Raw genomic sequence first — 11861 nt, 5'->3', positions numbered from 1 at the left:
CAAGCACTAAAGCTGGCTTTTGGGGATGATGTGGTCGCCGAAGTTCAGACGTTGGCGGCCTGGCTCTGGTTCAGAGAGAGGGGCCACTTCTTTCAGGCTGTTTTTGCAGCGTAGGACCAGCTCTTGATACTGGAGCGTGCCAGTACGTTTCCAGGCTAATTCCTGTTCGGTCAGTTCGCGGATCACCCTTGCCGGGCTGCCAATCACCAGTTGGTTGGCGCCAATCTCCGCTGCGGCCTTAACGAAGGAACCCGCGCCGACGATGGAGTTCTCACCAATGACCGCACCGTCCATGATGATGGCATTCATGCCGATCATCGCGTTACGGCGTACGCGGCAGCCGTGGAGTATGGCGCTGTGGCCGATATGCCCATCTTGTTCCACTATCGTGTCCTGCAGCGGGAAGCCGTGCATCACGCAGTTATCCTGCACGTTGGCACCGTCTTCGACCACAATGCGCCCAAAGTCGCCGCGCAGGCTGGCATTGGGGCCGATGTAGACGCCTTTGCCGATAATCACGTCGCCAATCAGGACCGCAGTGGGGTGAACATAGCTGCTGGGATCGACCACCGGCGTCAAGCCGTCAATCTGATACACGGGCATAGCGCAAACTCCTCAAAATGTAGTGGGATCGCGCGGCAGTCCGCCAAAGCGGCGATAGTAACCGGCACTGGGTGCAGGTAAGGTGCCGATGGAGGTTTCTGCCAAAGCGCTGACATATTCCGTCGCGGCGCGATCCACTCGCTGATAGATATTGATGCACAGGTTGCGGGCGATTTGGCCCTCCCATTGAGCGGGTAACAGGGCATCTGGCAGCAGAGGATCTTTCAACACCACGCGGCGGAAAAAGTGGATTAATAATAGCTTAATCTGAAAGCATCGCAGGGGCGTCAGTTCTTGTTCGTCGGCTTCGCGCAGTAAGGCCATCAACGGGCGGAAGGAGACGATAAACTCATGGTAGTAACCGGCCACCTCGCTCAACGACCAGCAGTTGGCGACCATTTGGCGCAGCGTCTGTTCGGAACGGTTATAGGGATAGTCGGCACGGAAGTAGATCACCTGTTCACTGGCGTTGAGCTCGCCGAGCAGGGCGGCGACGTCGGTTTGCGCATGAGTGGGGGCGGCCATCAGGTTATTGGCGATCTGGCCAAAGCCCAGCCAGCCCAGCTCTTTTTTCAGCCGTGCACGCTCGGTTTTTCCCGCACTTTCCAACAGCAGTAGCTCCCACTTGCCGTCCCACTGTGGCTGTTCGCTGAGGTAGATTTTGGATTCGGCATGGCGAAACTGGCGCATACCCTGTTCGGTAACGCGGTAATAGCTGCGCCGCCCGATCTTCTCTACGTCCAGCCAACCCTCTTTTTGCAAACGAAATACCGAGGTACGCACGAAACGATCGCCGAAGCCCAGGGCTTCCAGCAGTGCGCTCAAGCTGCCCAGCCACACCTCACCACCGCGATGGCTCAGCGCATCACCGTAGAGCGAGATGATCAGCGAGGTGCCGCTGATCGGTTGGGCACTTAACGCATGGCGGATAAAGTCGTCCAGTTTATGTTCCATATTTTTCCCTGGGTAAGCCTTTGCTGAGACACGACATTAGCATAAACGACAAAGGCTTGCCCCTCACCCCAACCCTCTCCCACAGGGAGAGGGAGCTGATAGCCCCTGCCCGTTTGGAAGTAAAGCGATAATCTAAGCTAACTCAAACAGTTCAGAGAGGGAGCTGATAGCCCCTGCTCGTTTGGAAGTAAAACGATAATCTCAGCAAACTAGGGCTTCTCTTCATCTCATCCAAGGTGAATCACTCTAATTTCAAACACACTCGATCGGTCCCCTATCTAAGGTGAGTCACTCTAATTTCAAGCGCACTCGATCGGTCCCCTCTCCTTTGGGAGAGGGTTAGGGTGAGGGGAAAAATCACCTTGGTCGCAGATCGATCACCCGCTGGGCCTTGCCTTCCGAGCGAGGAATATCGCCACAGTTGGCAATGCTGACGTCGGTGCTGACCCCGACTATCGATTTGATATGGTGACGCAGTTGGTGGCAGATATCGCAACGCTGCTGGTGGCTGAGCGTAAGCGCCGACTCTTTCAGTTCCACCCGTACCGCCAAGGTATCCAGATGCCCGGCACGGCTCACCTGCAGTTGATAATGCGGCGACAGATGCTCGAACTGCATAATCTGTTCTTCGACCTGTGAAGGGAACACGTTCACGCCGCGAATGATCAGCATATCGTCGGAACGGCCGGTGATTTTGCCCATCCGGCGCATGTTGCGGGCATCCCCTGGCATTAGGTGGGTGAGGTCGCGCGTACGATAGCGGATCACCGGTAGCGCCTCTTTGGTCAGCGTGGTGAAAACCAGTTCGCCATGCTCGCCGTCAGTCTGTATCGCACCCGTCTCCGGGTTGATGATCTCTGGCAGGAAGTGGTCTTCCCAGATGGTCGGGCCGCCGCCGCTTTCGGCACACTCCATCGCCACGCCTGGCCCCATCACTTCGGAAAGGCCGTAGATATCCAGCGCCTTGATCCCCATGCGTGACTCGATCTCATGGCGTAGAGATTCTGTCCAGGGTTCTGCACCAAACACGCCCAAACGCAGGGAGCAGTTGCGTGCATCGCCGCCCATTTTGCGTTCCAACTCGTCGATCAGCGTCAGGCAGTAGGACGGAGTCACCATGATCACGTCGGGTTTGAAATCCAGGATCAGCTGCACCTGCTTCTCCGTCTGGCCGCCGGACATCGGGATCACCGTCGCACCCAGGCGTTCTGCGCCATAGTGCGCACCCAGCCCGCCGGTAAACAGGCCGTAACCGTAGGCAACGTGGATTTTGTCTTTGGCCGTGGCTCCGGCAGAGCGCAGGCAGCGGGCGACAATATCGGCCCAGTTATCGATATCCCGCTGGGTATAACCGACTACCGTCGGGCGGCCTGTGGTACCAGATGAAGCATGAATGCGTACCACCTGTTCCATCGGCACGGCAAAGGTGTCGAAAGGATAGTTGTCACGCAGATCCTGCTTGGTGGTGTAGGGGAACAACGCCAGATCGCTCAGTTGCTTCAGATCGCTCGGGTGAACGCCGGCCTGATTGAACTTGCGCTGATACATAGGTACGTTGTTGTAGGCATGGTGCAGGGTCCATTGCAGGCGTTCCAGTTGTAATGCTTCGATTTCGTCGCGTGAAGCAAATTCAATCGCGTCGATGGGCCGTGGATTTGTAGTCATCTTTTTAGCCTCGCAGGTGTTAGACACGCTCAATAATCATGGCAATGCCCTGACCGACGCCAATGCACATGGTGCACAGTGCGTAGCGGCCAGCGCGACGTTCCAGCTCAAACAGGGCGGCCAGCGCCAGGCGAGCACCGCTCATGCCCAATGGATGGCCAAGCGCGATGGCCCCCCCGTTGGGATTGACCCGTTCGGCATCATCCGGCAGACCAAGCTGGCGCAATACCGCCAACGCCTGTGCGGCGAATGCTTCGTTAAGTTCAATGACGTCCATCTGAGCCAGGCTTAATCCGGCAATTTCCAGGACTTTGCGGGTCGCGGGCAGCGGGCCGATCCCCATCAATCGTGGCTCCACGCCGCAGGTGGCGGTGGCGACAATGCGTGCCCGTGGCGTCAGACCTTGCTGCAAGGCCATGGCTTCGGAAGCGACAATCAGCGCCGCCGCACCGTCGTTGACGCCAGAGGCATTGCCAGCCGTGATACAGCCCGGCTGACGGAACGGCGTTTTCAGTTTCTGTAACTGCTCCAACGTGGTTTCTGCACGCGGATGTTCGTCTTCGCTGAACTGAGTAATGGCCCCTTTTTTGCCGCTGAGGCTCATCGGGATAATTTCCTGTGCCAGGATCCCCCGCTGTTGTGCCAGAGCGGTGCGCTGCTGGCTGCGCAGGGCAAAGGCATCCTGATCGGCACGGCTGATGCCAAACTGTGCCGCGACGTTTTCGGCGGTTTCCGGCATGGAGTCGGTACCGAAAGCTTCATGCATCAGTGGGTTAACAAACCGCCAGCCGATAGTGGTGTCAAACAGCTGTGCCTGGCGGCTGAACGCGCTGTCTGCCTTACCCATTACCAGCGGGGCACGGGTCATGGATTCGGCTCCTCCGGCCAGGACCAGGTTGGCCTCTCCGGCCTTGATGCTGCGGGCCGCCATTGCCAACGCATCCAACCCTGAGCCGCATAGCCGGTTGATGGTGGTACCGGAAACGTTTTGCGGCAGCCCGGCCAGCAGCGCCGCCATACGGGCCAGATTGCGGTTGTCTTCCCCGGCCTGATTGGCGCAGCCGAGGATCACGTCATCCACCCGCGACCAATCCACATTAGGGTGGCGCTCTAGCAGAGCACGCAGCGGTAGGGCAGCTAAATCGTCAGCCCGCACGTTTGCCAGTGCGCCGCCGTAACGGCCAATCGGCGTGCGGACGCCGTCGCAAATAAAGGCCTGGTTCATGGCTGCTCTCCCAAAATGCTGTGGCCCAACCGATGGGCACGGCCACGGAACCAGGCGACGGTTTTCCCCAGTTGGTTAACGATCTCAACGTCGTATAATCCGGTGGTTTTACCCTGATGACGCACTTCCGCGCATGCGGTTAGGCGGTCGCCTGCCAGTGCAGGGCGGATAAAATCGATGGTGCAGCCAGAAGCGACCGCCGCCAGCCCCTGACTGTTGCAGGCATAAGCAAAGGCGGTATCTGCCAGGCTGAACAGTTGGCCACCGTGACAGGTCTGGTGGCCATTGAGCATCTGTGGGCCGACGGTCATGCTGACTTTGGCCATGCCGGCATCCACGGCATCGATGCGCATATCCATTGCCTGTGCGCAGGTATCTTGGCTAAACATCTGTTCGGCGCAACGCTGGGCCAGCGCGCGGGGAGTGTTGGCATTCATCAGCATTTGGCTCCTGAATAATGGGAGGCATAACGGCGCAGCAGCGGCATTGGGCGATAGCGGGGTTCCGCGTAATAACGTTGCAGGTTTTCCAGCGTGGTGAGAATTTGTTGCCAACCGAGCTTGCTGCCCCAAGCCAACGGACCTTGCGGGTAGTTGACGCCAAACCGCATGGCATCGTCGGTATCGGCGGCATTGGCCACGCCTTTATTCACCACGTCCAGGGCTTCATTAGCCAGCATGGCGACGGTGCGCATCACCAGCAGGCCCGGATAATCAGGCAGGTGGATCACCTGTTTACCCAGCGATTGCAGCAGGCGGATGACCTTGGCCGTGTGCGGCACCGCGTTCTGCTCGGCGCTGCTGATGGCGATAACGGGGGCGTGCTGATAGTTGACGGACAGGTCGAACAGAACCACGGGCGATCCGATTTCTTCGGCGACTTGGCTTGCCGTTTTACCATTTGTTAACATAAATGTAACTTCATCGACCCGGGCAAACGGACTGGTCTGGCCAGAATGTTTGATCGCCGCCGCATTTCCCGTCAGCAACTGTGCAAACTCACCGATGGCCGACCAGTCGCCGTGCAACGTGACGGAATGAGGCAAGTCAGCCGTTACCGCCGAAGCAAAAGTTGCTGACGGTACGGCCTGCTCACTGCCATAGCGGTAGAAACCCCGGCCACTCTTGCGGCCCAAATGCCCGGCAGCCACCAGTTCCTGTTGCACCAGCGAAGGAGTAAAACGGCTGTCCTGATAGAAAGCGTGATAGACCGACTCGGTGACGGCATAGTTGACGTCTTGACCGATAAGGTCGGTTAGTTGCAATGGTCCCATGGCGAAACCACCGGCATCACGCAGTACGGCGTCAAGGGTGGCCGGATCGGCAATCTGTTCTTCCAGCGCGCGCAGGGTTTCGCCGTAGAAAGGTCGGGCTACGCGGTTGACGATAAAGCCTGGCGTAGAACGGCACACGACGCTGTGTTTACCCCAATGCTGAGCCAAGACTTGCAGGCAGCTCAGCGTTTCCGGGCTGGTTTCCAGCCCTCCGACGATCTCCACCAGTTTCATTAGCGGAGCCGGGTTGAAGAAGTGCAGGCCCGCCATGCGCTGCGGGTGCTGAAGCGCGCTAGCGATGGCGGTAATAGAGAGTGAAGAGGTATTGCTGGCAAACAGCGTATCGGTGGAGCATATCGCCTCCAGATCGCGAAAAAGGCTCTGTTTGATCGCCAGCTTTTCCGCCACCGCTTCGATCACCAGGCTGCAGTCGGCCAGATCGCTCAACGAGCCAGTCAACTGAATATGTCCCAGCAGGGTTGCGGTGCTGTGGGCATCGGCTTTACCTGCCTCGACCCGTTTGCGTAGGCGTTGCTCGAGCTGTTCCAGCGCGCGGGAGGCAGCGGGCAGGGCGATATCGAACAGCTTGACCTGATGCCCTGCCGCAGCGGCTACCTGGGCAATACCGATCCCCATGGTTCCGGCACCAATCACGGCCACCGTTGCGGAGGTGGCTAGGGTATTTATCGCCATCTTCTCTCTCATGGCTATTTCCCGCTGAAGTTCGGTGAACGTTTGGCGAAGAAGGCGCTGACGCCTTCGCGATAGTCTTCACTACGGCCACCCAGGCGCTGTAAATCGCGCTCTAAATCGAGCTGCTGGTCGAGCGTATTGCTGGCCGAGCTGTACATGGCTTTTTTAATCAGCCCCAGGCCGTAGGTAGGTTGGGTAGCAAGCTGTTTGGCCATGCTCTGGGTGTGGCCGGCCAGCTCGGCGGCAGCCACGACCTGCCAGATCATTCCCCACTCCAGCGCCTGCTGAGCGCTGATTTTGTCCCCCAGCAGCGCCATACCCATGGCTCGCGCATGCCCGGCCAGGCGGGGCAGATACCAACTGCCGCCGGAGTCTGGCACCAGGCCCAGTTTGCAGAAGGATTGGATGAAGCTGGCGTTGTCGGCGGCCACCACGATGTCGCAGGCCATTGCCAGCGCGGCACCCGCTCCGGCAGCAACGCCGTTAACCGCGCAGACGATCGGCTTGGGTAGCGCGCTCAGGCGGCGGATCAGCGGGTTGTAAAAACGTTCTACGGACAGCCCAAGATCCGGAGGAGCCTGATCCACACTGACGTTACGATCGTTCAGATCCTGCCCGGCGCAGAAGCCACGCCCGGCACCGGTGATCAGCACGCAACGCACGCTGTCATCGCGTTCGGCTACGGTCAGCGCCTCGCTGAGCTGGTGGTGCATTTCATCGTTAAAGCTGTTGAGCCGGTCGGGGCGATTCAGGGTAATGGTCAACACCCCGGCTTCGATGTGGCTAAGAATGAATGCGTTTTCCATAAATCAGCGCCCTTGATAGTTCGGTGTACGTTTTTCGAAGAAGGCGGCAATGCCTTCCCGGCGATCTTCGGTGGCGGCCAGGGTGACAAACTGCTGGCGCTCCATCTGCAAGCCTTGGTTGAGGCCGGTTTCCTGCGCCTGTTTTAGCGCCTGTTTGGCCGCGCGCAGCGCCAGCGGTGCCTGTTGGCTGATGCGTTGGGCCAGTTGTTGAGTACGCTCCAGCGTTAATGCGTCGACGCAAACCTCGCTCACCAGCCCGGCTTGCAGTGCGCAGCGGGCGTCTATGGCTTCACCGGTCAGCACCATTTGATAGGCGCGGGACTTGCCCACGCTGCGGATCAGGCGTTGAGTACCACCGGCTCCAGGCATCAGGCCTAAAGTGATTTCCGGCAGGCCGAAGCGGGCGCTTTCGCCGCAAATCGTAATGTCGCAGGCCAGAGCCAGCTCACAGCCAGCACCGAGCGCGTAACCGTTCACCGCCGCCAGCAAGGGTTTGCTGAACTGGGCCAAGCGCTGCCATAGCAAAGGGCGGTGATCGAGCTGGGTGGCGGCGACATCCTGCTGCTGCAATTCGCGCAGATCGGCACCGGCGGCGAAGAACCGGGCGGCACCGGCGATCACCACGGCACCGACGTCGGTATCGCTATCGGCCTGTTCCAGTTGATAAACCAACTGCTCCAGGCAGGCGGTGCTCAAGGCGTTGCGGGCATCGGGGCGGTGCAGCGTCAGTGTGACCACGCGTTGCTGCTGTTCGCGCAGGATCCAAGGGGTTTCCATCGTCGGCTCCTAAACGTCAAAGTCCAGCACCACGCCTTCACCGCGTGGCCAGGACTGGCAGCTCAAGACATAACCTGCCGCCAACTGATCCGGCTCCAGGCTGTAGTTGATCGCCATATCCACCTCACCGGCCTTCAGCTTGCATTTGCAGGTGGCGCAGACGCCGCCTTTACAGGCATAGGGCAAATCGGCTCCTTGGCGCAATGCGGCATCCAGAATGCTGTCATCCTTGCTGCCGACGTCGATTTTGAGGCTGCGGCCGTCGAGCCGGATCTCTACCTGGGTAGCGTTGCGGCTACCTGCATTGGCAGGCCGGGCGACGATGCCGCTGGTGTTGAAACGCTCGCTGTGAATACGCTCGGCAGGCATACCGGCTAGCTCCAGCACGGTGTGCGCGTCGTCCATCATCGCTTCCGGGCCGCAGATAAAGGCGTGGTCGAACTCGTTGAAGTCCACCAGCGTGTTACCCAGCGCGGTCAGGTGGTCACGGTCGATGCGGCCACTGAGCAGTGGGCTGTCGAGATTTTCCTGGCTAAAGAGATACAGCGGCTGGAAGCGCTGCGGATAACGGTTTTTCAGATCCGAGAGGGCTTCTTTAAACATCACCGAGCGGCTGGTACGGTTGCCGTAGATCAGCGTGAACTGGCTGTTGGGTTCCAATTGCAACGTCGCCTTGATGATCGACAGCATCGGTGTGATGCCAGAACCGGCGGCGATCGCCAGATAGTTGCCCTGGGTTTGTGCCTGCGGCTGGTAACCAAAACGGCCCTGCGGCAGCATCACTTCCAACTCGTCTCCCACCTGCAAACTTTGGTTGATAAACGAAGAGAAGCGCCCCTGATGGATCGCCTTGATGCCGATTTGCAATACGCCATCCTGCGGTGCGCTACAGATGGAGTAGCAGCGGCGCAGCTCTTCGCCATTGACCCGCGCTTTGAGCGTGAGGTGCTGGCCGGGGGTATAGCCGTAATGGGATTTCAGTTCGTCAGGGACGCGCAGCGTGATGGCTACGGCGTCCGGGGTTTCGCGCTCGATTGCCGCGACATTCAGGCGATGAAAGACCGTCATGGTTTTCAGTACTCCTAAATACATTTGAAATAGTCGAACGGTTCCCGACATTCACAGCAGCGGTAAAGCGCTTTGCAGGCGGTGGAACCGAACTCGCTGATCTTTTCCGTGTGCTCGCTGCCGCAACGGGGGCACTGCACCGGGCCGTGGGCTAAAGGCTTCTCACAGGTTTGCCCCTGCGGTGGTGCCACGCCGTATTCACGCAGGCGTCGGCGAGCATCCGCATTCATCCAGTCGGTGGTCCATGCCGGGCTGAGGCTGATGGTGATCTTCACCGGGCTGAAACCCGCCTCGTTCAGCGTCTGTTCAATGGCGTTGAGCAGGAACTCGGTCGCCGGGCAGCCGGAATAGGTTGGGGTAAAGGTGATGTGCCAGCCTGCACCATCGCGCTCCACGTCACGTACCATGCCCAGATCGGTAATGGACAGTACCGGCAGTTCGGGATCGCTGATCTGCTGTAAGCAGTGCCAGATCTGCGGGATCTCGGCCGGTTGCAGTCGGGTGATATTCATCATTGCTTCTACCAGCTACAGTTCGGGTAAGCGCGTGGCAGAAACTGCATCTCTGCCAACATTGGGCCGAGGTGTTCAGTGTGCCGCCCTTGCTTGCCGCCGTGGCGAAACGCCTGCTCGGTGGGCAGCGCGAGCGTGGCCTGTTGCAGCGTATCGTTCACCATCGCCTGCCACGGCGCCTGCAATTGGCGTGGATCGACGGCAATACCCCGTTCGGTCAATTGCAGCTCAATCTCGTCGGCGTGGAACAGCTCGGCGGTGAAGCGCCACAGATCGTTTAATGACTGCTGGATCTTCTGGTGGCTGATTTCACTGCCGTCACCCAGGCGGATCATCCAGCCGTGGCTGAAGCGCAGGTGATAATCTGCTTCCTTCAGCGATTTGGCGGCGATGGCGGCCAGTTGGCCGTCTTTGCTGCGGCTCAATTCCCGGTGCAGCAGCACGTGGTAGGTATCGAGCAAGAACTGGCGTACCAGCGTGTCGTTAAAGCCGCCGTTGGGTTGTTCTGCCAACAGCAGGTTGTGGAATTCACGTTCGTCGCGGCCGAAGGCCAGGCTGTCTTCGCTGTGCTGCGGGCCGGAAAGCTCGGCGGCATAGGCCAGAAAATTGCGCGCCTGGCCCAGCAGATCGAGGCCAATATTGGCCAGTGCCAGGTCGATCTCCAGCTCAGGAGCATGACCACACCAAGCGCACAGGCGCTGTGCCAGAATGAGCGGTGTATCGCCCAAGCGCAGGGCATAGCTGATTGTTGCTGCGTTACTCATCGTCATGGCCTGCCTCTACATGTTCTTGATGCCGTCGGGGATGGTGTAGAACGTGGGATGACGGTAGATTTTGTCGTCGGAAGGATCGAAGAATGCCGCCCGATCCTCCGTTTGAGAGGCGATCAGATGGCAGGATTGCACCACCCAGATCGAACAGCCCTCACTGCGTCGGGTGTAGGCATCGCGGGCGTTTTCCAGCGCCATCTGATCGTCTGCAGCATGCAGGCTGCCCACGTGGCGATGGGCCAAACCCTGCTTGCTGCGGATAAACACTTCATACAACGGCCATTCGGCGTGAGTCATTTTTCTCTCCTCGATTAAGCTGCATTTGCCGCGCGTTTGCTGGCATGTGCCGTGGCACCATCCCGTACCCAACTGCCTTCGTCCCAGGCTTTACGCTTGGCTTGCAGGCGTTCGTGGTTGCACTGCCCACGCCCCTGGATCACGTCGTGCAGCTCTGCCCAGTCGATCTCGCCAAAGCGGTAATGTCCGCTGGCTTCATCCCATGCCAAATCGGCATCGGGGGCGGTCATGCCCAGGGCTTCCAGTTGCGGTACGGTGTTGTCGATAAACTTCTGCCGCAGCTCGTCATTGCTGTGGCGTTTGATTTTCCAGGCCATGCTCTGTGCGCTGTGGGGGGAATCGCTATCGTTGGGGCCAAACATCATCAGCGCTGGCCACCAGAAGCGGTTGATGGCGTCCTGTAACATGGCCTTTTGCGCTTCGCTGCCCTGGGCCATCACCATCACGGCTTCATAGCCTTGACGCTGGTGGAAGCTCTCTTCTTTACAGATTTTCACCATCGCCCTGGCATAGGGGCCGTAAGAGGCACGGCACAGAGCTACCTGATTGACGATGGCGGCACCGTCGACCAGCCAGCCGATCACGCCAATGTCAGCCCAGTTCAGCGTTGGATAGTTGAAGATCGAGGAGTACTTCATCTGACCGGCGAGCATCTTTTGGTAGATATCCTGGCGGGTGCAGCCGAGGGTTTCCGCCGCGCTGTACAGATAAAGACCGTGCCCGGCCTCATCCTGGACTTTCGCCAGTAACACCGCTTTGCGCCGCAGGGAAGGGGCGCGGGTCAGCCAATTGGCTTCAGGCAACATGCCGACCACTTCGGAATGCGCATGTTGGCCGATTTGCCGGATCAGGTTGCGGCGATAGGCATCCGGCATCCAGTCTTTGGCTTCGATGGAGATATCGGCGGCGATCTTGTCGTCAAAGTGCTGCTGAAATTGTGCGTCAGTTGTCATACTTGCCTCTTGGTGATTCATGTTTTTCACATTAAAACCAAAAATGTGAATCACTTTAACTAACCGTAAAGTTACAAGTTGATAACAGTAAGATCAAATGCAAATACTGTGATTTTGCGATGGCTATCACAATGTATTTTGTTATTTTGTTGATTTTAATGATTATTTGTTTTTCTGGGTTATCGATCAAGTTGGCGTTAACGCACCGGTTTGATGATTTTGTTTTGCTTTTGTTAAATTTTAACCTGGCGCAGAGTGGAAAATA

The 11861-nt window shown here is 58.5% G+C and carries 13 protein-coding genes; all 13 read right to left on the bottom strand.

The window, feature by feature from the left end; translation table 11 throughout:
• Positions 1-6 precede the first annotated feature (6 nt).
• The 13 genes from paaY to paaA all read right to left on the bottom strand — a co-directional run bounded on the left by paaY (position 7) and on the right by paaA (position 11596).
• A complete protein-coding gene (gene paaY / locus KGP17_RS16810; protein WP_223498007.1) occupies positions 7-603 on the bottom strand; it encodes a phenylacetic acid degradation protein PaaY in 597 nt (198 codons plus the stop codon).
• A 12-nt stretch (positions 604-615) separates the two neighbouring features.
• Positions 616-1557 (bottom strand): phenylacetic acid degradation operon negative regulatory protein PaaX, encoded by a 942-nt coding sequence (paaX, locus tag KGP17_RS16805; RefSeq protein ID WP_223498006.1) that lies wholly within the window; start codon positions 1555-1557, stop codon positions 616-618.
• A gap of 357 nt (positions 1558-1914) precedes the next feature.
• Positions 1915-3222, bottom strand: coding sequence for a phenylacetate--CoA ligase PaaK (gene paaK, locus KGP17_RS16800; RefSeq protein WP_021180882.1), 1308 nt, complete (start codon positions 3220-3222; stop codon positions 1915-1917).
• 19 nt (positions 3223-3241) lie between these two features.
• The gene (gene pcaF / locus KGP17_RS16795) at positions 3242-4447 is read right to left on the bottom strand and encodes a 3-oxoadipyl-CoA thiolase (protein ID WP_223498005.1); all 1206 of its coding nucleotides are present in this window, start codon (positions 4445-4447) and stop codon (positions 3242-3244) included.
• Positions 4444-4884 carry a hydroxyphenylacetyl-CoA thioesterase PaaI gene (gene paaI, locus KGP17_RS16790; RefSeq protein ID WP_024485592.1) on the bottom strand — a complete coding sequence of 147 codons (441 nt, stop codon included), beginning with the start codon at positions 4882-4884 and terminating at the stop codon, positions 4444-4446. The genes pcaF and paaI overlap by 4 nt, the downstream gene beginning before the upstream one ends.
• Positions 4884-6425: a 3-hydroxyacyl-CoA dehydrogenase gene (locus KGP17_RS16785; RefSeq protein WP_223498004.1), complete on the bottom strand. Its 1542-nt coding sequence runs from the start codon at positions 6423-6425 to the stop codon at positions 4884-4886. Before KGP17_RS16785 ends, paaI begins: the two co-directional genes overlap by 1 nt.
• A gap of 2 nt (positions 6426-6427) precedes the next feature.
• A complete protein-coding gene (gene paaG / locus KGP17_RS16780; RefSeq protein WP_223498003.1) occupies positions 6428-7219 on the bottom strand; it encodes a 2-(1,2-epoxy-1,2-dihydrophenyl)acetyl-CoA isomerase PaaG in 792 nt (263 codons plus the stop codon).
• A gap of 3 nt (positions 7220-7222) precedes the next feature.
• Positions 7223-7996 carry a 2,3-dehydroadipyl-CoA hydratase PaaF gene (paaF, locus tag KGP17_RS16775; protein WP_223498002.1) on the bottom strand — a complete coding sequence of 258 codons (774 nt, stop codon included), beginning with the start codon at positions 7994-7996 and terminating at the stop codon, positions 7223-7225.
• Between the two features lie 9 nt (positions 7997-8005).
• Positions 8006-9064, bottom strand: coding sequence for a 1,2-phenylacetyl-CoA epoxidase subunit PaaE (gene paaE, locus KGP17_RS16770; protein ID WP_223498001.1), 1059 nt, complete (start codon positions 9062-9064; stop codon positions 8006-8008).
• A 14-nt stretch (positions 9065-9078) separates the two neighbouring features.
• Positions 9079-9576, bottom strand: coding sequence for a 1,2-phenylacetyl-CoA epoxidase subunit PaaD (paaD, locus tag KGP17_RS16765; RefSeq protein WP_223499671.1), 498 nt, complete (start codon positions 9574-9576; stop codon positions 9079-9081).
• Positions 9577-9584: 8 nt separating this feature from the next.
• A complete protein-coding gene (gene paaC, locus KGP17_RS16760) occupies positions 9585-10346 on the bottom strand; it encodes a 1,2-phenylacetyl-CoA epoxidase subunit PaaC (RefSeq protein WP_223498000.1) in 762 nt (253 codons plus the stop codon).
• A gap of 9 nt (positions 10347-10355) precedes the next feature.
• Complete coding sequence (gene paaB, locus KGP17_RS16755; RefSeq protein ID WP_223497999.1) at positions 10356-10643, bottom strand: 1,2-phenylacetyl-CoA epoxidase subunit PaaB; 288 nt, start codon at positions 10641-10643, stop codon at positions 10356-10358.
• A gap of 14 nt (positions 10644-10657) precedes the next feature.
• Positions 10658-11596, bottom strand: a complete 939-nt coding sequence (gene paaA / locus KGP17_RS16750; RefSeq protein WP_245398314.1) for a 1,2-phenylacetyl-CoA epoxidase subunit PaaA — start codon at positions 11594-11596, stop codon at positions 10658-10660.
• Positions 11597-11861 lie beyond the last annotated feature (265 nt).

This window comes from Serratia sp. JSRIV001, assembly GCF_019968745.1.
Taxonomy (GTDB): Bacteria; Pseudomonadota; Gammaproteobacteria; order Enterobacterales; family Enterobacteriaceae; genus Chania; species Chania fonticola_B.
This window is presented reverse-complemented; position numbering and strand designations above follow the sequence as displayed.